We start from the raw sequence: 24,299 nt of genomic DNA, 5'->3' as shown, positions 1-24,299 counted from the left end.
TATGATGCGTATGCGTTTGGCAAATTTTGCATTTTTTGTTATTCTGCTTTTGGCAGCCTGTCGGGATAAGGAAAGGCAGGTACTCAAAGGAGAGTTGATGAAGGTAAAGGTAATCGATTACCCCTCTGGATCTACTCTTAATTTTTATAGGGGCAAGCTCTACTTAATGGGTGATGATGCGCGGCATTTGCTGATACTTGACACCGCTTTGAACTCTGTTGATAGTGTTGATCTGTTTAAATCGGTATCGTCGCGAATTCCTAAGCCGGTTAAGCCCGATATTGAGTCTTCTGAAATCATAAAAAAACAGGTTTGGCTGCTTGGTTCGGGCACTATCACACCTTATCGGGATAGTATTTTTCAAATAGACATCTCGGATAAAAAGATAAAAAAATCAAGTCTTAAGGCCGTTTTTGATAAAATATCGTCGAAAATTGAGAAATTAAATATCGAGGGCTTCGCAAAAATAAAAGATCAGATTATTCTGGGGAACCGAAGAAACAGTCCTGGTATACACAATTATTTTATTACCATTCCCGAAAGATTTTTCGAAGATAAACGCATTGGCGAGGTTAAGGTAATTCCTTTTGTAGCGCCAACACCCGACGCCGGTATCTCGGGCTTGTCATTCTTTGCCAAGAGAGATCTTTTGTTTATTACCTGTTCTGAAGAGTTCTCGAAAAGCGCAATTGCCGATGGCGAAATCGGACAGAGTTATCTCGGAATAATTAGTCAGGCCTCTAATAAGCTGGACGTTGATTCTATATCAACCTTGAACTGGGTGCCGTTTTCTGTTATCAGCAGCGTATTTAACAATACCAAAATTGAATCGGTGGCTATCTCCGAAATCAGAAAGGGCCTGTATCATTTATACTTTACAGCTGATAATGACGATGGCAAAACGATTTTGTTTAAAGTGAGGATGCTGATCAAATAGCTATTCTGATATTTGATCTTCGTCGGTTTCCTCTTCCTTGTACTCTGATATGGCGCGGCCGATGTTGTCAACTTCCTGGTCTTCTGTAAACAGTGGTAAATCTGTTTCATCATCAAGCTTCAACCAATGCTGATCTGTGTCTTTCTGGATTTTTATGTACTCTTCACCTTCTTTAAATATGGTATAGACATCTTCCTCCTCAGGAAATACCGAGTAAATAACACCTCCTAATTCTATGTCAAATGGTTGTTGCATACAGCAAAGGTAAGATGTTTGACTTTAACCATCAAAGGATACATCTTCAGAAAAGAATAGTAATATTGTCAATTCTAAAACCCCAATTCAATGAGTGCTAATATTTCTGTAGTGCGAAAAATAGCCTGGCTCGCCCTTATACCGCAATTTCTGTTCGCCATATTGCTTATATTTTTCTGGCATCAGTTACGTGCTCCGGATCCGCCTTTATATGGTTTAATTACCTATCTGCTGATATCGTTTGCACTTAGAACGTTCATTCCTCATAACCACAATAAAGGAATGAAGCTGGTTAAGCAAGACAAGTTTGAAGAGGCAATTATTCATTTCGAAAAGAGTTATGAGTTTTTTGTCCGTCATGAATGGTTAGATAAATACCGCTATATTACGCTTTTAAGTTCATCGGCAATGAGCTACCGCGAAATGTCGCTAACCAATATAGGCTTGTGCTACGCCCAGCTGGGTGATTCACAATTAGCGAAAAAATACTATGAAAAAACGCTTGAGGAATTTCCTGAAAGCGAGATCGCCAAAAGTGGACTGAACTTATTAGACGAATAAACGTTACCAGGTAAAGCTCAGGAATGGATAATATAGAATTAGAAAGCTTACTGCTTGGTGATGAACCGGTAGATTTCTTGCTTGAGGTGTTGTTGCGGAGTGTTATTATGTTCTGCTTTATTCTGATAGCCCTGCGTACATCAGGTAAACGCGGCATTAAACAGCTGTCTATTTTCGAGCTGGTCATCATCATCGGCCTGGGTTCTGCCGCGGGCGATCCTATGTTTTATAAAGATGTGGGCATTGTGCCGGCCCTGATAGTATTTATTGTGGTTGTAGGCCTGTATCGCACTGTTACCTGGGCAAGTGGAAAGTTTCTCCCCTTTGAGCAGTTGATTGAAGGAAAGCCTTTATATTTAATTCGCAACGGTAAGTTTTCGATTGAGGATTTTGATAAGGAGGATCTGTCTCAGGATGAATTTTTTGCAGAGTTAAGAATTAACCATGTAGAACATTTGGGGCAGGTTCGAAATGCAATTATCGAAACCTCGGGTTCTATCAGTTTGCTTTTTTTTGACGATAAAGAGGTGCAGCCAGGCTTGCCCTTGTATCCAGATCTTTATCATAAAAAAAGTATTGAAATCCATAAACCGGGTCTTCATGCCTGTGCGCATTGCGGAAATGTGGAAGATATCTCTAAACCAAAAACCTGTACTGTTTGTAAACATAATGAATGGGTTTTAGCGATAACAACCTTGAGAAGAACTTAATTAATTCAATCTTCTAAATCATTAGATTGATTTTTCGGTTATAAAACGAATGTTCTGAACATCGTTAAGGCGCGTTGATGTGCCTATGATGATTTTGACTTAAAAAATATTAGGATGAAGAATATACGAATGAGAAATCGCCTGGTACTGGGCTTTATGGCGGTGATCTTTACTTCCTGCGAAGTGAAAGAGCAGGCCGATAAGTTAAAAGCCCTTGAATCTTGTACCTACGAGATTGTATCGGCAGACAGTGTTTATATTGCTGGAACCGACGCCAGACAACTACTTCAGAATGGCGGTTTGAATATTTTCCAGGCTCCGCAACTGGCATTTGCTTATATGCAGCAAAAAATGCCTGTGAAGGCCAAACTGCAACTTAAAGTAACCAATAACGGAACCGAGGAGGCAGGTATCAATAAGTTTGAGTACAAAGTTTTAATTCAGGATACGGAGATTCTCGACGGTTTTATAGACCAGCAGATCACCGTTAGCCCGAGTGGTGGCACTGCTCTTGTTCCGGTAAGGATAGACAAGGATTTTTATCCTCTCATCTCAAATCAAACCAACCAACAGGCCGTTACTAATTTCCTCACTTCACAAACCGAGCAGAAGATGGTGGTTACCTTCAGGATAAAGCCCCGCTTTGTAATTGGTACACAGGAGATCGAATATCCTGATTTTATCGATGTCAAAAAGGAGCTGACAAACACCGTTCTGTTGTCGTACCTAAAAGCGAAAAATCAGCCTTAATTTTCAAAACCAAATACTTATCATTACCAAACATTTGTTTGGAATGAACCGCATCGACAGGCTATCGGCTATCTTAATCCAGCTTCAGTCTCAAAGGATTGTAAAGGCGCAGGATATCGCGAACCGCTTTGGGATTAGTCTACGAACGGTTTATCGTGATATTAAAGCCCTCGAAGAAGCGGGGATTCCCATTATTGGCGAAGCGGGTGTTGGATATTCTTTAGTGGATGGCTATAGGCTGCCACCCGTAATGTTTACAAGAGAGGAGGCTTCAGCATTTCTTACCGCAGAAAAATTGGTGGAAAAACTAACCGATTCGGCGACCAGTAAGGATTACAAATCTGCCATGTACAAAATTAAGGCAGTGCTTAAAAACGGGGAGAAAGACTATCTGGAAACTATGGGTTCGCATATCGAGGTTATCGAAACGCATAAGCAGTTATCCGGTCGCTCTGATTTGAACTTGCTTCCGGTCATCCTCCATAGTATTTCCGAAAAAAAGGCCCTTACCATGAATTATTTTACGCACTATCGGCAAGAAAGCTCGGTCAGGTGCATCGAGCCAATTGGGGTGTTTTTCACGGATTGCTGGCATCTGATCGCTTTTTGCAGAACCCGGGACGCTATAAGAGATTTTAGATTAGACAGGATTTTAAAACTCACTGCAACCGATTTTACGTTTCAGAACGAACACCTATCCCTGCAGGAATATCTCAAAAGAGAAAGCAAACAGCGTGAATTGCAGGAAGTGGTCATTCAGGTTAATAAGAGGATTCACCATTATCTGGACGGACAGAAATATTATAATGGATTTGTATTCGAACTCCCTGAAGAAAATTATGTCACTATGACTTTTTTCACATGTTCACTTTATGGCTTTGCAAGATGGTTTATGACGTTTGGCGATGAAGCACGCATCATAAAACCCGAAATTCTTAAAGAACAGGTAAAGAGTATTATTTCGGCACTTGAACTAAATTTATCAGATCCTGAACTTGAGCTCAAAACCAGCTGATCGCCTGTTGTATCCTTAAGGATTGGTTGACCAAATAGACGCGTCTTTTACAAATACTCTCCGGTTTAACTTAAGTTGAGAAATTATTAACTCTGCAAAATCATCCGGTTGCATTACCTTTTCCGGATCTCCGTTGGTAAGGTTCAGGTCAAACGCCAATGGCGTAGCTACAGTGCTCGGAGTTAGAGTCGTTACTCTGATATTATGCTTTCTTACTTCCTGCATCAGCGATTCGCTCAGGCCGATCAAAGCAAATTTCGATGCGCTGTAAGCGCTGGTTTGGGCCGCTCCGCGCAAGCCTGCGGTTGACGAGATGTTTACAATGTCGCCTGCTTTCCTTTCAATCATTGAGGGAAGGACTGCCCTTGTGGTGTAATAAGGTCCGAATACGTTTACCTTGATGATGCGTTCCCATTCCTCGGTTGATAAGTCCAGAAAGCCCCCAAAAGCAGCGATTCCTGCGTTGTTAACTAGTATATCGATAGTTCCCAATGATGCAATTGCGCTTTCGACAGCCGAATTTACCGATTGAAGATCACTCACATCTGCGGTGATAATAACCGCCTTAACACCCTGTTTTTCTACTTCATCGGCTACAGCCTGCAGGTCAGACGCCGTGCGGGCTAATAGCGCTACATTAACACCTTCCTTTGCCAGATTAAGAGATAGCGCCTTGCCTATGCCTTTTCCTGCCCCTGTTATCAATGCGTTTTTTCCTTCAAGAGATTCCATGTCGCTTTTTTTCTTTAAACCTGTAAATTCAACTTAGGTTTGGTTATCCTAATAGTTTACGATTGGCTGACTTAACTAAGATATTGTGCGCAATACTAATTGGAATCAGTAATTTTGGCCAGATTGCTTAGCGAAATTTGAAATGAAAGATTTTAAAAAATATTATAGCCTTCCTGCGTCTCCCGAAGAAGTTTATTTGGCATTAACCGTGCCGGCGACTATTTACTTGTGGAGCGGCGAAGAAGCCGAGATGTCTGCAGAACCTGGTTCAGAATTTTCTCTGTGGGAGGGAAGCATTGTTGGTAAAAACCTGGAGTTTGAATACGGGAAAAAAATAGTTCAGCAATGGTATTTTGGTGATCAGGAAGAGCCCTCTATTGTAACCATGAAACTGCACCCGGTGAAAGAGGGTACCTCGGTAGAATTGAAACATACCAACATCCCCGACGAGGATTATGAAGATATTGTGGAGGGCTGGAACTCAAGTTATTTCGGCTCGTTGCAGGATTTTTACAACGAGTAATATTAAAGCAGGACGTCTCCTTATGTTATTTCAACAATAGGAGACATCCTGACTGAAGGCAAGAAAGCTTATTTCTTCATCTGCTGCTTCAAACTTTGCATCTCGGCTTTCAGGGCTTCGATTTCTGTGTTGCTCTTTTATCGATCCAACAAGCAATGGAACCAAACTTTCCAGATCCACTTCCTGCGTGGCTACCCGTGTCTGTAGTAAAATTCCAGCAATAAATAGCATTGTTTGGACTAACATTTGCAACAACTGTTTAAAAGCATATGCCAGAAGGCCCATCCATTGTTATATTGAAAGAAGCTGTCCAATCCTTTAAAGGAAAATCTGTGCTAAGTGCAGAAGGTAATAGCAAGGTGATTAACCCGGAAATGTTTTCAAACCAAAGAGTAATTGATTTTAAAAGCTGGGGTAAGCACTTTCTAATTTGTTTCGAAACATTCAGTATAAGGATTCATTTTATGCTTTTTGGTACCTACCGGATAAATGAATCGAAAGCCAGCCAGGCACGCTTGTCGCTGAAATTTGATGATGGCGAACTCAATTTCTACGCCTGTTCAGTTCAATTGATTGAAGGGTCTTTGGACGAGGTTTACGATTGGTCTGCCGATGTTATGAGTGAGTTATGGGATGGGGAAAAGGCCATCAGCAAGCTCCGGTCTCAACCAGAAACTTTGGTTTGTGATGCTTTGCTTGATCAGAATGTATTTGCAGGTGTCGGAAATATCATAAAAAATGAAGTGTTGTTTCGGATAAAGCTGCATCCCCTTAACATTATTGCTGATCTGCCCGATGAAGTGTTAAAGGAACTCGTTGCTGAAGCAGTAAATTATAGTTACGATTTTTTAAGGTGGAAGAAGGAGTATGTACTTAAAAAGCACTGGCTTGCCCACACCAAACGGATCTGTCCGCGAGATAATGTCCCTTTTGCCAAACATCACCTTGGTAAAAGTAAGCGCCGGACATTTTATTGTTCGTTGTGTCAAAAGTTCTATGGTGAGAACTATCCCGAAATAAAAAGCCTTCCGGATAAAGGCATCCGGAAGGCGAAAAGAGTAAAAGTTAAAGGCTCTTAATTAGTATCCGCGGGTCCGTCTTATTTCCTCGAGGATCTGACCGGGAATACTGCGCCTGTTTTCGTATTCACGATCGCGGTCGTCGTATTCTCTGTCTCTGCGGTAATCCCTGTCTCTGTCGTAATCGCGATTTCTGCGATCACCGTAGCGCTCCTCGTATTTTTTTCGCTGGCCCGGGGGCATTCCGTGAGGGTGTTGCTTTCTGCCTTTGCTGTAGCGGTTGTCCCGGTCGTAATACGGATTATTTCTGCTGTAGCGGCCGGTATTATGGTACACCTTGATTCGCTCGGTACGTATAGTGTAATGTCCCGGAATTACCCGGCTTCCTAAAACTGAACCAACACGGCGTGTGGGAACCCAAACTTCCCGTTCAATCACTTGCCAATGATAAGGCCCCCGCGAATCCTGATAAACATTTCTTTCATCGTAACGCCGAACAATCCGATCGTTTCGATCTGCGTAAGCAGAACTGGCGCCCAATGCTGCAATGAGGGCCAGCGTCAATAAAAACTTTTTCATTACTGTGTGTGTTTGTGTGTGTTATAGCAATTTACGAAATCGCTATATAATTATGACGATCAAATGTTAAAAAAGGTTTTAGGTAAAATCAAATTTCTTTTATGAGCAGTACCTTTGTATATGGCTGAAGATTTGAGAATTATATCGGGTAATAAGGAGGAGCAATATCAATCTTTATTGCCGCCGATCGCAGCATTAGTAGAAGGCGAAACTGATCTGATCGCCAATATGGCCAACATATGCGCCGCGTTGAAAGTACAGTTTAACTTTCTTTGGGTCGGTTTCTATCGGGTGAAGAACAACGAACTGGTATTAGGGCCGTTTCAGGGGCCGGTAGCTTGCACCCGGATAGCTTTTGGCAAAGGTGTTTGTGGATGTTCATGGGAAGAAAAAAACACAATCATTGTCCCCGATGTAGAGCGTTTTCCAGGACACATAGCCTGTAGCTCTCTATCCAGATCAGAAATCGTAATTCCTTTGATTGAAAATGAAAAAGTAGTTGCTGTACTGGATGTTGATAGCGACCTACTGAATCAATTTGACGACACAGATAAGCGTTACCTGGAAGAAATTTCTAATTTGCTGCTAAATAAAAATCTCTTCCCCGAATAGTCACTACTCGCCTTTGCTTATTTTATCTTTAGGAGCCTTACCTAGTTGCCTGGGCGTTTTAATATCCTCTTTCTCGGGCTTTTGTTTTATCAATTGATCAGCTTCGGTCGCACCCTGCCTGATTTCCTCTTCCCGGTCGCTTCCTGGTTGCCGGGGGGCATTTTTGCGCTTAGACTTATTTTTAGGAGTGCTGTATTGCTCGTTATCCGTGGTTTTCATAACAGATTTTTGTTTAATGACAGAAAAAATAGTGCCACACCGCTGGTTTGCATTAAATAATCCTAAACATAATTTATGGAAAGAAGTTAAGATAATATGAGCGACTTTTTTATGGTTATGATAGACGGTAAGCCCACTCGTTTTGAAAAAAAGCGGATAATTGCCGTCGAACCTTACGAGTTTGGGACGAAAATAATTATGGAAGCCTCGCACACCGAAGAAGAGCCGATTATTTATTTTACCAGCGAGGCCCATGAATTAGTGATGAAATCTTATTTATCCTGATCTCTGTTGCCTTGATTACGGTGCCATAATTATATATTTGTACCGTTATTTGCAGTTATAGCCTACAATTAAAATCGATTGAGAGATTATCTTTTGTTTCTGGATACAGAAGCCACGGGCTTGCCCAGGAAATGGAACCTTCCGTATTCTGATTCGTCAAACTGGCCATCGGCGGTACAGATCTCATGGCTTGTTTTTAAAAATGACGGCAGTCTGGTAAAATCCGAAAATCATTTTATCAAAAACAGGGACGTTGAATTGAATCCATCAGCTGTAAAAGTTCATGGAATAACCCGCGACTATCTGGATACCCACGGAGAGGAGAGAGCGTCGGTTCTTGAGCTTTTTAGTGAAGATTTGATGCAATATCAGCCAATGGTTATAGGCCATTTTATGGAGTTCGACTTTCATGTAACTTCTGCAGACTTCTTTAGATGCGGGTTATCTAACCCTTTAGATAGTTTACCTCAATGCTGTACTATGCTGGCCAGTTCAGTATATACGCGTGATCCTTCTGTTAGTTACCTGCGCCTTTCCGAACTTTATACCACCCTGTTCAATACCAAACTGGAAAATCCTCACGATGCACTTGTCGATGCTAAAGCGACAGCCGAGTGTTTTTTCGAACTTCTGAAGCGCGGCGATATCAATGACGAAAAGATAGAAATTCAGCAAATAAGAGCTAAGAACCAAACAACAGATCAAACATTCCCATGGATAATGTCTGTTTTCATAACTTTATTCTTAGTATTGCTGATAACGCTATGGAAAGAAACGAACGCATTGAGTTTTTAAAGACCGTAAAGCCATTTAACTTGTTGCCAGACGATGTGCTGAGTGGCGTAGCCGACCTTTTAGAGTTGGTTAGATACAAGAAGGAAGGCATTATCTACCAGCAGGAAGTTACCAAAATGAAAGGTGTCGACCTGATCGTAAAGGGCGAATACGAATCTTTTTTTTATGATAGTTCGCAAAATAAGCGCTCGCTGGAAAAACACCAGGGGGGGTATTGTTTCGGAGGCATCTCAGTTCTTCTCAATAGAAAACGATCGTTAAAAACAGTAATAGTTAAGAAAGGAACAGTTGTTTACTTTTTGCCCAGAAAAGATTTCAGGGCTCTTTGCAAGGCCTACGACGACTTTTTTAAATATTTTACGGGCGAGTTCGGCAAGAGATTGCTTGAAGATGACTTCGCACATTTTTTTAAGCGCCCAACCTCTTTTGAAGAGAGTTTCATCGCATCAGACCAGTTTTATTCGCGTAAGGTCGAAACACTCGAACTGCGCGATGTGGTTGCCTGTGTTTCATCAACTCCGGTATATCAGGTGGCTCAGAAAATGGCCGAAAGCAAAATTAGCTGCTTGTTTGTAAAGGATGATTCGGGGAAGATAATCGGTTACGTTACCGACATAACTCTTCGCGATAAAGTAATTGCCAACCGCGCCAGTGCGGATATTCCCGTCATAGAGGTGATGGACAATCCTATTGTTACTATAAGTCCGCAAGCGTATGTGTATGAGGCGGTTTTGATGATGTTTCAAACTAAAACACGCTACTTGCTGATAGAGAACCAGGGCGAATTCATCGGCTCCATCAGCCGGAATAAGTTATTGAGTGAACTGGCTCAATCTCCGCTGGTTTTTATCCAGTCGGTAAAACAGGCTTTATCAGTTGATGAGCTAAAAAAGAAGTGGGAAACCGTACCTATAATAGTTTCGCAACTTATTGGCAGAGGGGTTAATTCTGAAATTGTGAACCAGATGATAACCACCATTGCAGACACTATTGCTGTGAAGGTGATTGAGAATACAATTGACGAGCTGGGACCTCCGCCTGCAAAATTTGTGTTTATGGTACTGGGAAGCGAGGGGCGAAAAGAGCAAACATTAAAAACCGATCAGGATAACGCGATTATTTACGAAGACAAGGCGAACGAGCAGCGCGAGCTGGTGCGCGAATACTTTCTAAAGTTTGCCGGGATAGTTTCGGGACGTTTGGATTATGTCGGCTTTAGTTTCTGCACGGGTGAGCTTATGGCTAAAAACCCTAAATGGACACATTCTTTGTCGCATTGGAAACGCAACTATGCCAGCTGGATTGCCGAATCGGTGCCGGAAACTGCGGTGAACTTTTCAACTTTCTTCGACTGCAGATACATTTACGGAGAAGAATCCATCATGAATGAACTTCACAAGTTTCTTGATTCTGAACTGCAAAGGCCACTAGGAACGCTTTTTTACCTGCTCACTAAAAATGCTCTTCAGTACGAACCACCTTTAACCTTCTTTAGAAATATCCGCACGCAAACCATTGGTAGCCTTGAGGTTTTTGATATGAAAACAGCCATGACTCCCATAGTGGATCTGGTGCGGGTTTACGCATTGAAAGAACGTATATTCAAAGTTAATACCGGCGAACGGCTGAAAGCTCTGAAAGAGCTCGGCGTGTTTTCTGAAACTGCCTTTCACGAGCTGTCCCAATCGTATTATTTTTTAATGGGAATGCGTTTGAAGAGTCAGGCCAGCCAGATTATTCACGACAAGCGACAGCCGGATAACTACATTAATCTTGATAAGATCACTAAAATCGAGCAGGTGACGTTAATAGAGATTTTCAAAACGATCGAAAATTTTCAGGCTAAAATCAAGCTTGAGTTTACAAATACGCTCTGGTAAAAGAAAAGATTTGATTAAGATTTTCTTATATTGAAAAACTTTTACTTATTTTTAGTTTCCTTGTAAACAGCCTGATTAACAAGTTATGAAGCCTTTTTTTCTCTTAATAGCAGTTTTATCCGTTTTCAGTGTAAGCAAAGCATCGGCTCAGGTATATATTTTTGCCCGGGAAGATAAAGCCGATATTGTGCAGGTCTTCAATGTAGAAGATGGCGGAACTAAGATTTTAAAACAGGTTTCGGAAAAGGAAGGAAAATGGATTAGCCTCCTGGAAACAGATACTTCAGGTCACGGGGCTATCTTTTGTGTCGCAAATCCCGAGGGTGAGAATCCTAAGTATTTTTATAGTGTGGGAAAGGCTAACCCAGCCGATGCCATAGTTGAAGCACGGGAAAAAGCTCAGGAATATTCGAAGGGCCGATCTAACCTCAACGTTTTTATAATGCGCACCTTTAACAACCAGAATAAATATCCGCTCAAGCGAACTACCCAATAGATTTTTATTCCGATTAACAATATTCTATTTTAGCTGTTATTAATCAAAATCTTAAATTATGAATTTGAATGCATCACACCTTAAGGGCGGGCTGTTGGCAGTTACCCTTGTATTTGCAGTATCGATCTACTCATGCAGCAGCATGCGTGGCACTAATAAGCAAGCCAAAGCAGCTATTGCTGCTACCAAATCAACCAATCCTGGTAGCGGAACGATCAGTTTTGTTCAGGAATCAGACGAAGTAGAGATGGAGCTTGAATTAAATTTTCCGTCAATGGCTGGAAAAACAGTTGCAGTTCATATACATGAGCACGGCGATTGCGGTAACGAGGGCAATGATGCTCATGGCCATTGGAATCCAACAAAAGCTAACCACGGAAAATGGGGGCAGGGCCAGTTCCATTTGGGAGATATAGGGAATGTAGAGCTCGACGCAAATGGTAAAGGCAGCATGGAACTGGAAACCAATCTATGGTCTGTTGGAACCGGAGCTAGTAATGATGTAAAGGGGAAAGCGATCATGGTTCATGAGAAAGCGGACGATTTTACAACTCAGCCCACAGGTAACGCCGGAGCCCGGATTGGTTGCGGGGTGATTATGTAGGCAAATTTTGTTCATTTTTATAAGCAAAAAAGGCCTCGCTACAACTAGCGAGGCCTTTTTGTATTTAATTGCTTCTTATATCAATTGCACACTTCTCTTCACAAACTCCGTTAAATCTGCTCCGGTAAGCATACCTTGCGATAACAGCGCCAGGTCAAAAGCCTGTTTAGCCAACTGGCCCTGCTCTTCCTCATTTTCTGTTTGTAAAATGCGGTTCACCAGGGCGTGGTTTCCATTAACCGCAACTTTGAAGTTTTCCGGCAAAGCTCCATAGAAACTCATTCCACCGCCCATTTGTGCCATATCCTTCATCCGGCGCATAAACTCGTCCTGAGTTACGCTTACCGGAAGCTCATCCGGATTCAGGCTTTCAATTTCAACCTTCATGTTAGCCTTGTTGATGGCTTTTTCGAAAATATCTTTAACCTTAGTGGTTTGCTCTTCCGACAAAACATGCGGCGGAGTATCGTCTTTTTTAATAAGCTTATCAACTACATCCGAGTCAACCCGTTTTAAGGATGTTTTCTCTAATTTCTGCTCCAGCTGGTTGATGAAATGATTGTCAATAGGAGAGTTCATCTCCAAAACATCATAATCTTTTTTATTGGCCGACTGGATAAAAGCATCTTGTTTTGCTGCATCGATAGTATAGAGATACACCAGGTTACCATCTTTATCGGTTTGAAGAGCAGATACTTTTGATTTATATTCTTCCAGGGTGTAATGTTCCTTTTTAGTGTTAGACAGCAATGCGAAGTCTTTCGCTTTGTCGTAGAATTTTTCTTCGCTGATCATTCCATATTTCACAAACACACCAATGTCGCCCCATTTTTCTTCGAACGATTTTCTATCTTTTTTAAAGAGTTCGGCGAGCTTGTCGGCCACTTTTTTAGTAATGTAGCTGTTGATCTTTTTTACATTACTGTCTGCCTGAAGGAAGCTTCTCGAAACGTTTAACGGGATATCCGGAGAATCGATCACGCCGTGCAGCAGCATCAGGAATTCGGGAACAATATCTTTAACTTCATCAGTAATAAATACCTGGCGGGAGAATAATTTGATCTTATTCTTCTGAAAATCGAAGTCGTTCTTCACTTTAGGGAAGTAAAGTACCCCGGTTAAGTTAAACGGATAATCAACATTCAAATGGATCCAGAAAAGCGGATCTTCAGAGAAAGGATAAAGCTCTTTATAAAAGTCTAAATAATCCTGATCGGTCAGATCAGCAGGTGCTTTTGTCCAGATGGGGTTAGGATTGTTGATGATGTTATCAACCTCCACCGATGTGTATTTTGGTTTGCCTTCTTCGTCCTCACCATCCGGCTCAGATTCTGTTTTGGTGCCGAATTTGATTGGCACCGGTAAAAACCTGCAATATTTATCAAGGATTTCCTGCAGGCGATGCTTGCTTAAAAATTCTTCCGATTCTTTGTTAATATGTAGAATAATATCTGTTCCCCGTTCTGTGCGTGTGCCGTCAGTAATCTCAAATTCAGTACTTCCGTCGCAAATCCAGCGGGCAGGTTCGGCACCTTCCTGGAACGACAATGTTTGAATCTCTACCTGATCTGCCACCATGAATGCAGAATAGAAACCCAAACCGAACTTTCCTATCAGTTCATTGGCGTCTTTAGCATCCTTAAACTTCTCCACAAATTCCGTGGCGCCCGAAAACGCAATCTGGTTAATGTATTTTTTTATTTCTTCGCCGGTCATTCCTAAACCTTTGTCAGAAATGGTAAGCGTTTTCTTTTCTTCGTCGAAAGATACTTCCACTTTCAAGTCGCCGAGCTCGCCCTGATACTGTCCCAAAGATGACAGTCGCTTAATCTTTTGCGTAGCATCAACCGCATTTGAAACCAGCTCACGCAGGAAAATTTCGTGATCAGAATAAAGAAACTTCTTAATGATGGGGAAGATGTTTTCGGTGTGGATGGATATGTTGCCTTTTTCTTGCATAGTTGTATGATTTCGAATTGTTTGGGAAGGGATTAGCAAGGGTTGTTCCAAAGCCCTCCAGCTTGTCAAAATGACAGTTTTATTAAGCGTGTAAAAATGTAATAGTAACCCTCCGTCCGGATAATTCCGCTATTTTTGCATCTTCCAATGTCTGCTGCAAAACATCCGATATACAATCTCCAATTCGCATTACTCTGCACGAGTTCCCTGCTTTTTTCGGCGAGTTTTAATATGATGATCCCTGAATTACCGGCCTATCTGAGTTCTTTGGGCGGTGCCGAATATAAGGGATTAATCATCGCGTTATTTACCCTAACCGCGGGTATTTCACGGCCTTTTAGCGGGAAGCTGACTGACAGTATCGGCCGAGTACCAATAATGGCGGTCGGTTCTGTTGTTTGTGTGATTTGCGGGGTACTATACCCCTTGCTCACAACGGTTTCCGGCTTTTTGTTTTTACGACTTATTCATGGATTTTCAACAGGTTTTAAACCAACAGCCAGTTCGGCTTATATAGCCGATATTGTTCCTGCCGGACGCTGGGGGGAGGCTATGGGCCTGCACGGTCTGGCCTTCAGTACAGGAATGGCTATAGGCCCGGCAATGGGCAGTGCCATCACCTCGAGATATTCGATAGATATGTTATTCTATTTTTCATCGGTTTTAGCGCTATTATCTATTCTGTTGGTTCTCAATATGAAGGAAACTCTAAAGCCAAAGCAGCGTTTTAGCCTTTCACTGCTGAAGATTCGCAGAAATGAGATTATCGAAACTCAGGTTCTTCCCGCAGCAGTAGTCACTCTTCTGTCGTATATGAGTTATGGAGCTTTGTTAACATTGGTGCCAGATTGGGCGGCTCATTTAGGAATTACCAACAAGGGATTGTTCTTTATGACCTTTACCATCGCCTCTGTTTTGGTTCGCTTTATAGCGGGAAAGGCATCCGATAAGTACGGAAGAGTTATCGTGATCAAATTTTCACTGGTACTGGTTGGAGTTTCATTGATTCTGATAGGACTGGCCGATTCGGTTAATATGCTTCTCTTTGCATCGTTAGTTTACGGGGCAGGGACGGGTATTTTATCTCCGGCGGTTAATGCATGGACGGCTGATCTGAGTCACCCTGACCGGAGAGGAAAGGCAGTCGCTACCATGTATATCGCACTCGAAGCAGGGATTGGTTTAGGGGCACTGTTTGCAGGATGGGTCTTTAAAGACGTAATTTCCAGAATTCCGATGCTGTTTTATTTATCGGCGGGAACAGCTTTTATTGCTCTTATATATTTGTATTTTAGGCCGCTTTTCCCGTCAAAACAAGAGGACGATTCTTTGGCGGGTTAATCTGATAATATTGACAATACCTTTCCATATCACAAAATATTTCAATTATGGTATCTTTTTTTGAGGCCTCTCTGGCACAACTTTCAATCCATCGGGTAGGCAATAAATTACAGGACGAGTTTTATGTGCTTTCTGATGCCTCGCTGCAGATTGAAGATGAGTTTCTGTCGAATCTGTTGATGCAGTATTATCTGAAACCATTTGAAAAAGTAAATGAAGTGTATCGCTTTCTTCATTCGAGTGATTTAAACCTAAATGAACTGTTTCACTTTTCCACGGAAGTATTTAAAGAAAAAGGGCGTTTTCATGAGGTCAGTCAGCAGATTACCAAATATCTATTCGACCTTACCAATCATCCTAAAATCAAGTCGGGCGAGCTTTATGTTGCTTATTTTAACAACGTTCAGATAGAGGGTGAACTGCTGGATGCGATTGGAATATTTAAATCGGAAACGAAAGAAACCTATTTGAAAGTTTACCCGGAAGATAGCGGCTTTAACCTCGGATATGAGCAGGAGGGGATCAATATTCAAAAACTGGACAAAGGCTGTTTAATTTTCAATACCGATAAGGAAGAAGGGTTTAAAGTGTTAGTTGTCGATCAAACGAACAAGTCGGGTGAGGCTGTTTATTGGAAAGATGAGTTTTTAAAGTTAAAGATCCGCAACGACAATTATAACCAGACCAGTAATACACTGAATGTGTATAAAAGCTTTGTTACTAATAAGCTGGAAGAGGATTTCGAGATGACGAAAGCCGATAAAATTGACCTGTTAAACCGGTCGATGAAATATTTCAAAGAAAAAGAGAGCTTCGAAATGGACGAGTTTTCAAACGAGGTTATAGGAAATCCAAAGGCGATCGAATCATTCAAAAGCTTTAAACAGAACTACGAGAAAGAGTTTGATACCGAAATAGCCGATTCATTTGATATATCTACGCCGGCTGTAAAAAAGCAGGCGAAGGTGTTTAAAAGTGTATTGAAGCTCGACAAGAACTTTCATATATACATACATGGTAACAAGGAACTGATAGAAAAAGGGTTTGATGATAGCAAAGCAATGAACTATTACAAAGTTTACTTTAAAGAAGAGGAGTAGCGCCGAGTTTGAACTGACAATAATTTCATTTGCTCAAGTTTGTTATTCAAAACTTAAATTTTATATATTTGATTTGTTGTCTGTCTTTTCAGTCTGAATAATTAACTAACCAATTATTTTTCAGGATCTAAAGCAGCTGATTTAACGCAAATTATCACAATAAAAATTATGGAAACTGGAAAAGTTAAATGGTTCAATGCTCAAAAAGGCTACGGTTTTATTACACAGGAAGACGGCAAGGAAATCTTTGTACATTTTAAGGATATAGACGGGGGAGTAAATGGCTTACGTGATAACGATAACGTGGAGTTTGAAGTAGAAGAAGGCCGCAAGGGATTGCAGGCTGTAAAGGTGAGGAAAGTTTAGTGGGATAAAGCTATACGTATAAAGAGCTCTGTTTGGCAGAGCTTTTTTTATGTCTGCTATATGTTGCCGGTTGGGGTAAATCACCTACTTGGCAGGTATTTTGAACCAGAACTTCGATCCTTCCCCCAAACAGCTGTCAACACCAATTTCGCCATGGTGTGCCTTTATTATTTCTGAAGAGATAAACAACCCCAGTCCAAGACCAAAAAAGCGCTTGTCTTCATTTTGAACCTTAAAAAACCGGTCGAAAACCTGGGGGAGTTGTTCGCCCGAGATCCCGATGCCGAAATCGGTAATAGAAACCTCAACATAGTTATTAACCAAGCCTACGTTTACTATTATTTCGTCGCTGCTTGGAGAGTATTTAATGGCGTTTGACAGAATATTATTTAAAACCTGTTCTAGTCTAATCCTGTCGCCGGTAACTTCAAAATCTGGTGGTAACGTACAGTGAACAGTTATTTTGTGTTCTGAAGTGCTATTTAAAGCTTCGTCCACAGCGTCTTTGACCAGCGCGCTAAAATTAAACTTCCTGAACTGATAGGTCATTTCTCCGGCCTGGATCTTACTTACATCAAGCAAATCATTTATGAGAACAGCGAGCTTATCTATCTGTTTATTTGATTTCTCGATGAATGAGCTGAGCTGCTTATCCTTTAACGATGGAAGAAGTTTCTGAGAAATCATTTGCAGGTATGCTTTCATGCTGGTTACCGGGGTTTTGAGTTCATGGCTGGCTATATTCATAAACTCATCCTTTTTTTTCATAAGGTCATTGATCTCCGCCTTATCCTTTTGCTGCTGCATTAGGGTCTTTCGCAGATTTTGTCCCATTATATCGAGCTGATACGCCAGTTTCTCGGCTTTTTTAGTCTCCTTTTCAGCAGTCACTGCCAGGCTTTTGACAGCAATGGAAGCCTGCTCCTGTTTTAAAAGGGCTACTATTAAAGGCATTATCTTATTAAGCTGATCGAGTTCGGGGTGCAATACACTTGTTCCCAGCAATACTATGATTGATTCGTCCGGCCCCGGATAGCCAATGGCATCCATTAAATTGTATTTGTCGGGATAGGCGAGTTTACCAGAATATTGAGTTTTCGCTGCGGAATTTAAAAATGAATCCCATGTGCTGCCGCCGTACAAAGTTTGTGTAAAACCCGGACCCGGCAAATACACATCAATTACAGGGTCTTTAATAAAGATGATAAAATCCCTGCCGTTCAGGTATTCCGCCAGCTTTATAGCGGACTGGTGCCTGTCTGAAGGCTTATAGAGGTTGGCTATCAGTTCTAAAATCATTACTCGGGTATCACACAAACCACCGCGGTGCAGTTGTGAAATCCATTAAACTGCCCGTTTACTCTCGCCACTTGCCCGTACGTATTACAGCCGGCATAATTTATTTCATTCAGAGTGTCTTTGACCTGATTCAATTCAAAGCCAAAGTCTTTTCCCAAACGAAGCCGCGTTGCAACACAATCAAAAAATAAGGCAACATTAGGTTTATTTCCGTCTAATTGCATTAAAGCTGTGTTCGTAGCTGTAAGAGCAGCTTTACGTGCAGAGTCTGCATCGGTGCTCATAAAAGATATATACGAACCATTTGCAATATCGGATGCCAGAATTAGCGAGCCGTCATCATTTATTACGAGCGGCACGCGAAGTTTGTAGCCATCGCTCATTTCAATGCCTATTACATTATGCAAAAAAAATGGGACTGGGTTGGAAACGTCAAAATCTTGGTTAGTTTTTTCAGCATAATCAGCCACGACTTCTATAGCCGATTTGCCGTTAATACTAATTAAACGCATCCCCTCTGCTTCTGTGACCCTCATTTTAGGGCCTGCGGGGGTCCATCCATGGCTTACCCCAATACCGAGGGGCTTATTGGAAAGAATTTCCAGAATAACTGCCGAATCTGTAACAGCTTCTTCATCTAAAAAAACATGTGTCCGCTTAAAGTTGGCATTATCACCGGCGCCGCCGCCGAAGAATTGATATGTTCCCGCGGTCTTCTCAGTTAAAAGGTCAATAATTTCATCGGTATATCCCGATAGTGCGTCTGCAAAAATCATTGCAGATCGGTATTGATATTGGGCGTTCTCCAGGTCTTCCAGCCTGTTGAATAACTCGTCAACCACTTTACTTCTGCTCTCTTTTATTCCGGTTCCTAATCCGGCAGAAAATTTCATCTCGGTAGAATGCAGCGCAATTGCGCAGGCCGAGTCGGTTCCAAAATCATTTGACGTGAATTCTCCGGCCGAGGAACTACCCACCAGAATTTCGGGCTTACATTCTCTTTTTAGGGTTTTTAAAAGCGCAGGAAAATCATAAACAGAAGAAGCGAAAAGGATCACAACCTGCGGGATTTTATCTCCCATTTTTAATTTGATCTCTGCCCCAAGGGCCTGCCCGGCTTCCTCACCAGATTTTTTATCGGTGAAAACTATAATGGAACTCGTCATTTATCAGTAGATGTTTATCTGTGATTGAACACCAAATAGTTTTCTATGTTTCGAAAAATGGGCTATTTCTGTCAAAGAACTATTTTCATTTGCCTAGAATTGCAAGAGTAACACAATTCACATTGTTCGACGCTACTTGTCGCCAGCCACATGGTAGATAGGATCTTCCAGAATATTTACTTCGATAACATCTTCTGCATTTTTTAAGAGCAGGCGGCATTCCTCGCTAAGGTGCTTTAAATGTAATTTCTTACCAGCCGCCCGATACCTTTCGGTGAGTTTGTTAAGCGCTTCAATGCCCGACATATCGGCAACCCGGCTGTCTTTAAAGTCGACAATAATTTCTTCCGGATCATTAACAACATCAAACTTCTCGTTAAACGCAGCAACCGAACCAAAGAATAAAGGCCCGAATATTTCGTAGTGTTTAATACCATTGGCATCAATAAATTTCTTTGCGCGAATGCGGATAGCGTTGTCCCATGCAAATACCAGCGCCGAAATAATAACACCAATCAACACTGCCAGCGCCAGGTTATGCAGCCAGACCGTGATTATTGCAACCAGCACACCCACAAAAATATCGTGCAGTGGCATTTTATTAATGATTCGAAAGCTCATCCACTCGAAAGTGCCGATAGCCACCATTATCATCACACCCGTCAGCGCTGCCATCGGGACCCGCTCAATAATCGGCGCCCCTACAAAAATGATCGCTAAAATGGTTAGGGCAGCAATAATGCCTGCGAACCGGGTTCTTGCACCGGCCGAAAGATTCACAAGCGTTTGGGCGATCATGGGGCAGCCACCCATCCCCGAGAAGAAACCGTTGAGAATGTTGGCGCCTCCTTGAGCTAAGCATTCCCTGTTGCTGTTTCCTCTGGTTGCTGTAATTTCATCAACCAGGTTCAATGTCAGTAGGCCTTCAGTAAGACCTACACCAGCCATAATCAGCGCATACGGAAAAATGATCGCTAAGGTATCCAGGGAGAAAGGTATCTGAGGGATATGAAAAGGAGGGAAGCCCCCACTTACCGATGCAATATCTCTGACTGTTCTGGTGTCTAGATTAAAGATCATAACTACCAGAAATACAATTATAATGGCTGCAAGAGAAGCAGGAAATGCTTTCGTGAGACGTGGAAGAATTACGATAAGAGTTATTGTAAAGGCTGTTAACGCGGCCATTATCAACAGGGGTTCTCCGCTAAGCCACTGGGTTCTGCCGTTTACTACTGTTTTAAATTGCTCAAGCTGGGCCATGAAAATGATCACCGCCAGGCCATTCACAAATCCGAACATTACAGGTTGCGGTACCAGCCGGATGAATTTTCCAAGCTTAAAAAGTCCGACCAGGATCTGAATTACACCAGCCAGGGCAACAGCGGCAAATACATAATCAAGTCCATGAGAGTTCATTAAGGCTATCAAAACAACTACTGTTGCTCCGGCTCCCCCGGATATAAGACCTGGGCGTCCTCCAAAGATTGAAGTTACCAAACCCATAATAAAGGCTGCGTATAAGCCGGTAAGAGGCGGCATGCCAGCCAGGATGGCGAACGACAGCGACTCTGGCATCATGGTCATCGCTACTGTCAAACCGGCTAGGATTTCGGTTTTATAATCAACTTTTTGCGAAATGTTTAGCCGTTGCAAAAAAGGCGTCATGTATGGGAATAAAATTTAAATGTCTAAAGTCGAATTACTTTAGTACCAGACTGGGATATCTGTAAGGCGGCAAAGATAAATAAATTCGCGGGTAGCCGAAGTTAAATTGACACATGCCTCTTACCTAAATTGGTAAGTATCAGGGTACGCCAGGATATCGTTATTTTGATTCTAAATTTCCGTTATTTATACTACTTTTGGTTAAGAAAAGGGGGCACTTGTCGGAAACCATCCGAAAAGCAGGCTAAGACATATGTGGAACCAGGTTTGTTCGAACCGCATTGTCAATTTATGTTAATACCTAATACGCAAAAAAATTGATTTATATGCGGCGGTTGGAGGTGTATAGGTTGTTTTAGAGATTACGAGAATCAATTTATACTTTCAATTTTTAGCGAATGAAGCTCAGCATCGCAATCATCTTACTTTCTCTCACCTTCCATACGGGCATAGCCCAATCACTATCTGTTTCTATTAGTTCGCAAACCAACGTGGCAATTAACGGACAGAGTACGGGAGCCGTAACGGTGTTGGGTAGCGGCGGAACAGCGCCATACCAATACTCGAAAGACGGAATAACTTTTCAGTCTTCAGCAACATTCAGCGCACTTGCCGCCGGAAATTATGTATTTACTATCAGAGATGCGGCGCTAGCAACAGCCACGGTTAATGCAACGATTACCCAGGCTTCCACTCTTGTGTTGTCTGTTAATTCACAAACCAACGTGAATGTAATCGGACAGGCCACCGGCTCTGTAACTTTAGCTGCTGCAGGCGGAACGGCTCCATATCAGTTTAGTAAAAATGGTATAAACTACCAAACTTCGGCCACTTTTGGTTCGTTGACGGCAGGTAACTATACCTTTACTGTGAGGGATGCCAGCCTGAACACTGCCAGTGTAAATCTCACCATCACGCAATCAAATGTACTTACCGTTTATTTAACTACTCAGACAAATATTGCTGTTATTGGTCAAAACACCGGCTCTGTAACTTTAGCCGGGGCTGGCGGAACGCCTCCTTATCTATTTAGCAAGGACGGCATAAGCTATCAGACTTCGGCTACGTTTGGAGGCTTGGCAGCTGGAATTTACACCTTTACTATTCGTGATGCGGCTTTTAATTCTTCATCACTTACAGCCACTATCACACAACCCGCTCCGCTGGCACTGAGTGTTACCACAAAAACAAATATCGGAATTAACGGTCAGAGTACCGGAAGCGTTACCTTAAGTGCAAGCGGCGGAACACCACCATACGAATACAGTAAAGATGGAACCACCTATCAGTCGGTAAATACGTTTTCTGCTTTACCTGCCGGATCGTATACTTTCAGCGTTCGCGATGCCGCGTCGGGAACGAGTAGTGTTAACTTAAGTCTGACGGAACCTCCGGTTCTGGTGCTGGCCCTTGGTTCTAAGACCGATGTGGATGCATATGGCCAAAGTACTGGTCTTGTTTCTTTAACAGGAAGTGGCGGAGTACCTCCATATCAATATAGTAAGGATGGAACATCTTTTCAGGCGACACCGGATTTTACCGAGCTCAGAGCAGGCACGTATACCTTTACTTTGCGAGATGCAGCATCAGCAACCGCTACTACTACGGTCGCAATTTCAGAACCGGCTTTTGATGTGGCCGGTGTAAAGGCTATGAATAATTTTAGTCCGAACGGTGATGGCATTAACGATCTCTGGGAGGTGGAAGGAATTACCACACTCCCCGAGCATTCTCTCACAGTGTTTGACAGAGGGGGAAGAGTGTTACTAAAAGTGCGGAACTATAAAAACGACTGGAATGGGACGATAAACGGCTCGGCTTTGGCCGAGGGTACTTATTATTACGCCATCAGCTTCGACGCTCCGGTCGCGGGCATTAAAAAAGGATTTATTACTCTGATAAAGTAGATGTTTCGAAAAAAAGAAATGCGAAGAATTATCTTTTTCATACTCGTAACCTGCACTGCTAAAAGTAGTCTGGCGCAGCTTACACCGCTTAAAAGTCAGTATTTCAGTAATCCCTATCTTGTAAATCCGGCTATGGCAGGAAAAGAAGAAGAGAAGACCAATATTTTCATCAATTACAGCAGCCAATGGAATAAAATAGAGGGCTCACCGGCTCTCATGTCATTGTCGGCAAATACGGCGCTTTCAGAGCAGGTGGGTGTCGGGATAAACCTTATATCTGATAAGGCCGGTTTATTGCGCCGCACCCAGGCAATGGGATCGTTCGCTTATAAGCTTCCGCTTGGGGATGAGCAAGGTATCCGGTTTGGAATTTCGCTGGCCTGGACACGCGAACAGCTCGATCTGGGCGAAGCAAGCGGCGCGGGCTCAGAAGATCCCGCTTTGTCGAATTTTAATAATAAGCGTAAAAGCCTGATCGACGGAAATTTCGGTATAGCCTATATCAACAACGCTCTAGAAGTACAATTCAGTTATCTCAACCTTAACCAAAAGCGGTCTAACGAGTTTTCTACGGTAGATTATTCTACCTTCTATAGTGCCGCATCGTACGAATTTAACCGCGAAGAAAGCTTTAGCATCAAACCCCTGGTAGCCTTCCGAGGAATAAAAGGATATAAAAATCAATGGGATGTTGCATCGGAGTTTAGTTTTAATCAAACCCTGAGCTTGTACACCATGTATCACAGCAACCAGAGTTTTTCCGGAGGAGCCGGGTACGAATATGCCGAAAGTCTGAAGGTGTCGCTTATGTATAATTCGGAGCCCAGTAAAGTAAGAGGCTTTACAGGAGGCGTTATCGACCTGACGGTAGGGTACGGTTTTTAAATTCTGAATTTGGGCTGCAGATATTTTTCACCGGCCCGAATCCGTGATTGACCTGTAAAATTCTCCTGTCTGCCTAATTCTTATTTTTAATCTTTTCTTCGAACCTATCTTTGGTTCAACATTAAAAGATTTAACATCAATAAGATCATGGATAAAAACCTACTTTATAGCTTGAGAGGAATCACTGCCGAGGAGTTTTCCTTTGTTACCCATATAACGGCGGGAATGACTGAGCAGCAATCTCAAACCTTTATTTCGTTTTACTCACAGAAGAGGCAGAAACCAGACGAAATACTTCTCTTTACTTTAATCGGCCTGTTTGGCTTCGCTGGAATACAAAGGTTTATTATGGGACAAATAGGTATGGGGGTTCTTTATTTCTTTACCTGCGGACTTTGCTTTATAGGTACGATTGTAGACGCCATCAATCACAAGAATCTGGCTAATGAACATAATCAAAAAGTGGCGATGGAATGTGCCAGTTTGATGCAAATGGCGGTATAGAGCCTTGGTTTGCTCTCTTGCTCTTCAGGAATTGTAATTTCGAAGTTCCTGTTGTCGGATTGTATCCTCAGTAATATATCTGAACCGCAACACAGGGCTCTTTGCGAGAGACCTTGTGTTGCAGAATTCGCT

At 42.2% G+C, this 24,299-nt stretch carries 28 protein-coding genes; 19 read left to right on the top strand and 9 right to left on the bottom strand.

Going from position 1 to position 24,299, the window contains the following annotated elements; all coding sequences use genetic code 11:
- Positions 1-97: 97 nt before the first annotated feature.
- Positions 98-937: a DUF6929 family protein gene (locus tag J3P43_RS06680; protein ID WP_255900591.1), complete on the top strand. Its 840-nt coding sequence runs from the start codon at positions 98-100 to the stop codon at positions 935-937.
- Here J3P43_RS06680 and J3P43_RS06675 read toward each other — a convergent pair whose 3' ends face one another.
- Positions 938-1,192 carry a hypothetical protein gene (locus J3P43_RS06675; RefSeq protein WP_255900590.1) on the bottom strand — a complete coding sequence of 85 codons (255 nt, stop codon included), beginning with the start codon at positions 1,190-1,192 and terminating at the stop codon, positions 938-940. It abuts the gene before it with no gap.
- Positions 1,193-1,282: 90 nt separating this feature from the next.
- Between J3P43_RS06675 and J3P43_RS06670 the strand changes: the two genes are divergently transcribed.
- The 4 genes from J3P43_RS06670 (at position 1,283) to J3P43_RS06655 (ending at position 4,228) form a co-directional block, all read left to right on the top strand.
- On the top strand, positions 1,283-1,753 hold the full coding sequence (locus tag J3P43_RS06670) for a tetratricopeptide repeat protein (protein WP_255900589.1): 471 nt from the start codon (positions 1,283-1,285) through the stop codon (positions 1,751-1,753).
- Positions 1,754-1,776: 23 nt separating this feature from the next.
- On the top strand, positions 1,777-2,463 hold the full coding sequence (locus J3P43_RS06665) for a DUF421 domain-containing protein (protein ID WP_255900587.1): 687 nt from the start codon (positions 1,777-1,779) through the stop codon (positions 2,461-2,463).
- Between the two features lie 114 nt (positions 2,464-2,577).
- Positions 2,578-3,213 (top strand): hypothetical protein, encoded by a 636-nt coding sequence (locus J3P43_RS06660; RefSeq protein ID WP_255900585.1) that lies wholly within the window; start codon positions 2,578-2,580, stop codon positions 3,211-3,213.
- A 43-nt stretch (positions 3,214-3,256) separates the two neighbouring features.
- Positions 3,257-4,228 (top strand): helix-turn-helix transcriptional regulator, encoded by a 972-nt coding sequence (locus J3P43_RS06655; RefSeq protein ID WP_255900583.1) that lies wholly within the window; start codon positions 3,257-3,259, stop codon positions 4,226-4,228.
- Between the two features lie 15 nt (positions 4,229-4,243).
- Here the strand turns inward: J3P43_RS06655 and J3P43_RS06650 are convergent, their stop codons facing one another.
- On the bottom strand, positions 4,244-4,960 hold the full coding sequence (locus J3P43_RS06650) for a 3-ketoacyl-ACP reductase (RefSeq protein ID WP_255900580.1): 717 nt from the start codon (positions 4,958-4,960) through the stop codon (positions 4,244-4,246).
- Positions 4,961-5,102: 142 nt separating this feature from the next.
- Here J3P43_RS06650 and J3P43_RS06645 point away from each other — a divergent pair, with 142 nt between their 5' ends.
- Positions 5,103-5,483 carry an SRPBCC domain-containing protein gene (locus J3P43_RS06645; protein WP_255900578.1) on the top strand — a complete coding sequence of 127 codons (381 nt, stop codon included), beginning with the start codon at positions 5,103-5,105 and terminating at the stop codon, positions 5,481-5,483.
- A gap of 30 nt (positions 5,484-5,513) precedes the next feature.
- On the opposite strand, the gene J3P43_RS06640 is transcribed toward J3P43_RS06645, so the two are convergent.
- Complete coding sequence (locus J3P43_RS06640) at positions 5,514-5,729, bottom strand: hypothetical protein (protein ID WP_255900576.1); 216 nt, start codon at positions 5,727-5,729, stop codon at positions 5,514-5,516.
- Between the two features lie 23 nt (positions 5,730-5,752).
- Here J3P43_RS06640 and J3P43_RS06635 point away from each other — a divergent pair, with 23 nt between their 5' ends.
- A complete protein-coding gene (locus J3P43_RS06635) occupies positions 5,753-6,562 on the top strand; it encodes a DNA-formamidopyrimidine glycosylase family protein (RefSeq protein WP_255900574.1) in 810 nt (269 codons plus the stop codon).
- Here the strand turns inward: J3P43_RS06635 and J3P43_RS06630 are convergent, their stop codons facing one another.
- Positions 6,563-7,081 (bottom strand): hypothetical protein, encoded by a 519-nt coding sequence (locus J3P43_RS06630; RefSeq protein ID WP_255900572.1) that lies wholly within the window; start codon positions 7,079-7,081, stop codon positions 6,563-6,565.
- A 120-nt stretch (positions 7,082-7,201) separates the two neighbouring features.
- On the opposite strand from J3P43_RS06630, the gene J3P43_RS06625 reads away from it, so the two are divergent.
- Positions 7,202-7,693: a free L-methionine (R)-S-oxide reductase MsrC gene (locus tag J3P43_RS06625; RefSeq protein ID WP_255900570.1), complete on the top strand. Its 492-nt coding sequence runs from the start codon at positions 7,202-7,204 to the stop codon at positions 7,691-7,693.
- 3 nt (positions 7,694-7,696) lie between these two features.
- Here the strand turns inward: J3P43_RS06625 and J3P43_RS06620 are convergent, their stop codons facing one another.
- The gene (locus J3P43_RS06620) at positions 7,697-7,912 is read right to left on the bottom strand and encodes a hypothetical protein (protein ID WP_255900568.1); all 216 of its coding nucleotides are present in this window, start codon (positions 7,910-7,912) and stop codon (positions 7,697-7,699) included.
- A 96-nt stretch (positions 7,913-8,008) separates the two neighbouring features.
- On the opposite strand from J3P43_RS06620, the gene J3P43_RS06615 reads away from it, so the two are divergent.
- The 5 genes from J3P43_RS06615 to J3P43_RS06595 all read left to right on the top strand — a co-directional run bounded on the left by J3P43_RS06615 (position 8,009) and on the right by J3P43_RS06595 (position 11,972).
- Positions 8,009-8,197: a hypothetical protein gene (locus J3P43_RS06615; protein WP_255900566.1), complete on the top strand. Its 189-nt coding sequence runs from the start codon at positions 8,009-8,011 to the stop codon at positions 8,195-8,197.
- Between the two features lie 78 nt (positions 8,198-8,275).
- Positions 8,276-8,992 carry a 3'-5' exonuclease gene (locus J3P43_RS06610; protein WP_255900564.1) on the top strand — a complete coding sequence of 239 codons (717 nt, stop codon included), beginning with the start codon at positions 8,276-8,278 and terminating at the stop codon, positions 8,990-8,992.
- Entirely contained in the window at positions 8,962-10,872 is a 1,911-nt protein-coding gene (locus J3P43_RS06605) for a DUF294 nucleotidyltransferase-like domain-containing protein (protein ID WP_255900562.1), read from the top strand. The genes J3P43_RS06610 and J3P43_RS06605 overlap by 31 nt, the downstream gene beginning before the upstream one ends.
- Before the next feature lie 85 nt (positions 10,873-10,957).
- Positions 10,958-11,368, top strand: coding sequence for a hypothetical protein (locus tag J3P43_RS06600; RefSeq protein ID WP_255900560.1), 411 nt, complete (start codon positions 10,958-10,960; stop codon positions 11,366-11,368).
- A 58-nt stretch (positions 11,369-11,426) separates the two neighbouring features.
- Positions 11,427-11,972 (top strand): superoxide dismutase family protein, encoded by a 546-nt coding sequence (locus J3P43_RS06595; RefSeq protein WP_255900558.1) that lies wholly within the window; start codon positions 11,427-11,429, stop codon positions 11,970-11,972.
- A gap of 75 nt (positions 11,973-12,047) precedes the next feature.
- Here the strand turns inward: J3P43_RS06595 and htpG are convergent, their stop codons facing one another.
- Positions 12,048-13,931, bottom strand: coding sequence for a molecular chaperone HtpG (gene htpG, locus J3P43_RS06590; RefSeq protein ID WP_255900556.1), 1,884 nt, complete (start codon positions 13,929-13,931; stop codon positions 12,048-12,050).
- Positions 13,932-14,078: 147 nt separating this feature from the next.
- Between htpG and J3P43_RS06585 the strand changes: the two genes are divergently transcribed.
- From J3P43_RS06585 to J3P43_RS06575, 3 genes are all read left to right on the top strand, one after another.
- Complete coding sequence (locus J3P43_RS06585; protein WP_255900554.1) at positions 14,079-15,272, top strand: MFS transporter; 1,194 nt, start codon at positions 14,079-14,081, stop codon at positions 15,270-15,272.
- A gap of 47 nt (positions 15,273-15,319) precedes the next feature.
- On the top strand, positions 15,320-16,372 hold the full coding sequence (locus tag J3P43_RS06580) for a nucleoid-associated protein (RefSeq protein ID WP_255900552.1): 1,053 nt from the start codon (positions 15,320-15,322) through the stop codon (positions 16,370-16,372).
- 168 nt (positions 16,373-16,540) lie between these two features.
- Complete coding sequence (locus J3P43_RS06575; protein WP_255900550.1) at positions 16,541-16,738, top strand: cold-shock protein; 198 nt, start codon at positions 16,541-16,543, stop codon at positions 16,736-16,738.
- An 84-nt stretch (positions 16,739-16,822) separates the two neighbouring features.
- Here the strand turns inward: J3P43_RS06575 and J3P43_RS06570 are convergent, their stop codons facing one another.
- The 3 genes from J3P43_RS06570 to J3P43_RS06560 form a co-directional block, all read right to left on the bottom strand.
- A complete protein-coding gene (locus J3P43_RS06570; RefSeq protein ID WP_255900548.1) occupies positions 16,823-18,037 on the bottom strand; it encodes a sensor histidine kinase in 1,215 nt (404 codons plus the stop codon).
- Positions 18,037-19,203 carry an FIST signal transduction protein gene (locus tag J3P43_RS06565; RefSeq protein ID WP_255900546.1) on the bottom strand — a complete coding sequence of 389 codons (1,167 nt, stop codon included), beginning with the start codon at positions 19,201-19,203 and terminating at the stop codon, positions 18,037-18,039. Before J3P43_RS06565 ends, J3P43_RS06570 begins: the two co-directional genes overlap by 1 nt.
- A 132-nt stretch (positions 19,204-19,335) precedes the next feature.
- Positions 19,336-20,871, bottom strand: a complete 1,536-nt coding sequence (locus J3P43_RS06560; RefSeq protein WP_255900544.1) for a SulP family inorganic anion transporter — start codon at positions 20,869-20,871, stop codon at positions 19,336-19,338.
- Between the two features lie 398 nt (positions 20,872-21,269).
- Between J3P43_RS06560 and J3P43_RS06555 the strand changes: the two genes are divergently transcribed.
- The 3 genes from J3P43_RS06555 (at position 21,270) to J3P43_RS06545 (ending at position 24,167) form a co-directional block, all read left to right on the top strand.
- Positions 21,270-22,778, top strand: a complete 1,509-nt coding sequence (locus J3P43_RS06555; RefSeq protein ID WP_255900542.1) for a T9SS type B sorting domain-containing protein — start codon at positions 21,270-21,272, stop codon at positions 22,776-22,778.
- A gap of 18 nt (positions 22,779-22,796) precedes the next feature.
- Positions 22,797-23,663 (top strand): PorP/SprF family type IX secretion system membrane protein, encoded by an 867-nt coding sequence (locus J3P43_RS06550; RefSeq protein WP_255900540.1) that lies wholly within the window; start codon positions 22,797-22,799, stop codon positions 23,661-23,663.
- A 147-nt stretch (positions 23,664-23,810) separates the two neighbouring features.
- Positions 23,811-24,167 carry a TM2 domain-containing protein gene (locus J3P43_RS06545; protein WP_255900538.1) on the top strand — a complete coding sequence of 119 codons (357 nt, stop codon included), beginning with the start codon at positions 23,811-23,813 and terminating at the stop codon, positions 24,165-24,167.
- The last annotated feature ends 132 nt before the right edge of the window (positions 24,168-24,299 follow it).

Origin of the sequence: Paradesertivirga mongoliensis (genome assembly GCF_024436395.1) — a bacterium.
Lineage (GTDB): Bacteria > Bacteroidota > Bacteroidia > Sphingobacteriales > Sphingobacteriaceae > Paradesertivirga > Paradesertivirga mongoliensis.
Note: the sequence above shows the minus strand (reverse complement) of the source record. Positions and strands in the feature narration are given on the sequence as shown.

Coding starts and splice junctions, on each gene's coding strand:
- J3P43_RS06545 (WP_255900538.1), top strand. CDS start 23,811: ATGGATAAAAACCTACTTTATAGCTTGAGAGGAATCACTGCCGAGGAG.
- J3P43_RS06585 (WP_255900554.1), top strand. CDS start 14,079: ATGTCTGCTGCAAAACATCCGATATACAATCTCCAATTCGCATTACTC.
- J3P43_RS06660 (WP_255900585.1), top strand. CDS start 2,578: ATGAAGAATATACGAATGAGAAATCGCCTGGTACTGGGCTTTATGGCG.
- J3P43_RS06665 (WP_255900587.1), top strand. CDS start 1,777: ATGGATAATATAGAATTAGAAAGCTTACTGCTTGGTGATGAACCGGTA.
- J3P43_RS06575 (WP_255900550.1), top strand. CDS start 16,541: ATGGAAACTGGAAAAGTTAAATGGTTCAATGCTCAAAAAGGCTACGGT.
- J3P43_RS06625 (WP_255900570.1), top strand. CDS start 7,202: ATGGCTGAAGATTTGAGAATTATATCGGGTAATAAGGAGGAGCAATAT.
- J3P43_RS06565 (WP_255900546.1), bottom strand. CDS start 19,203: ATGACGAGTTCCATTATAGTTTTCACCGATAAAAAATCTGGTGAGGAA.
- J3P43_RS06670 (WP_255900589.1), top strand. CDS start 1,283: ATGAGTGCTAATATTTCTGTAGTGCGAAAAATAGCCTGGCTCGCCCTT.
- htpG (WP_255900556.1), bottom strand. CDS start 13,931: ATGCAAGAAAAAGGCAACATATCCATCCACACCGAAAACATCTTCCCC.
- J3P43_RS06615 (WP_255900566.1), top strand. CDS start 8,009: ATGAGCGACTTTTTTATGGTTATGATAGACGGTAAGCCCACTCGTTTT.
- J3P43_RS06600 (WP_255900560.1), top strand. CDS start 10,958: ATGAAGCCTTTTTTTCTCTTAATAGCAGTTTTATCCGTTTTCAGTGTA.
- J3P43_RS06595 (WP_255900558.1), top strand. CDS start 11,427: ATGAATTTGAATGCATCACACCTTAAGGGCGGGCTGTTGGCAGTTACC.
- J3P43_RS06650 (WP_255900580.1), bottom strand. CDS start 4,960: ATGGAATCTCTTGAAGGAAAAAACGCATTGATAACAGGGGCAGGAAAA.
- J3P43_RS06605 (WP_255900562.1), top strand. CDS start 8,962: ATGGAAAGAAACGAACGCATTGAGTTTTTAAAGACCGTAAAGCCATTT.
- J3P43_RS06655 (WP_255900583.1), top strand. CDS start 3,257: ATGAACCGCATCGACAGGCTATCGGCTATCTTAATCCAGCTTCAGTCT.
- J3P43_RS06555 (WP_255900542.1), top strand. CDS start 21,270: ATGAAGCTCAGCATCGCAATCATCTTACTTTCTCTCACCTTCCATACG.
- J3P43_RS06675 (WP_255900590.1), bottom strand. CDS start 1,192: ATGCAACAACCATTTGACATAGAATTAGGAGGTGTTATTTACTCGGTA.
- J3P43_RS06630 (WP_255900572.1), bottom strand. CDS start 7,081: ATGAAAAAGTTTTTATTGACGCTGGCCCTCATTGCAGCATTGGGCGCC.
- J3P43_RS06635 (WP_255900574.1), top strand. CDS start 5,753: ATGCCAGAAGGCCCATCCATTGTTATATTGAAAGAAGCTGTCCAATCC.
- J3P43_RS06680 (WP_255900591.1), top strand. CDS start 98: ATGAAGGTAAAGGTAATCGATTACCCCTCTGGATCTACTCTTAATTTT.
- J3P43_RS06645 (WP_255900578.1), top strand. CDS start 5,103: ATGAAAGATTTTAAAAAATATTATAGCCTTCCTGCGTCTCCCGAAGAA.
- J3P43_RS06570 (WP_255900548.1), bottom strand. CDS start 18,037: ATGATTTTAGAACTGATAGCCAACCTCTATAAGCCTTCAGACAGGCAC.
- J3P43_RS06560 (WP_255900544.1), bottom strand. CDS start 20,871: ATGACGCCTTTTTTGCAACGGCTAAACATTTCGCAAAAAGTTGATTAT.
- J3P43_RS06640 (WP_255900576.1), bottom strand. CDS start 5,729: ATGTTAGTCCAAACAATGCTATTTATTGCTGGAATTTTACTACAGACA.
- J3P43_RS06550 (WP_255900540.1), top strand. CDS start 22,797: ATGCGAAGAATTATCTTTTTCATACTCGTAACCTGCACTGCTAAAAGT.
- J3P43_RS06620 (WP_255900568.1), bottom strand. CDS start 7,912: ATGAAAACCACGGATAACGAGCAATACAGCACTCCTAAAAATAAGTCT.
- J3P43_RS06580 (WP_255900552.1), top strand. CDS start 15,320: ATGGTATCTTTTTTTGAGGCCTCTCTGGCACAACTTTCAATCCATCGG.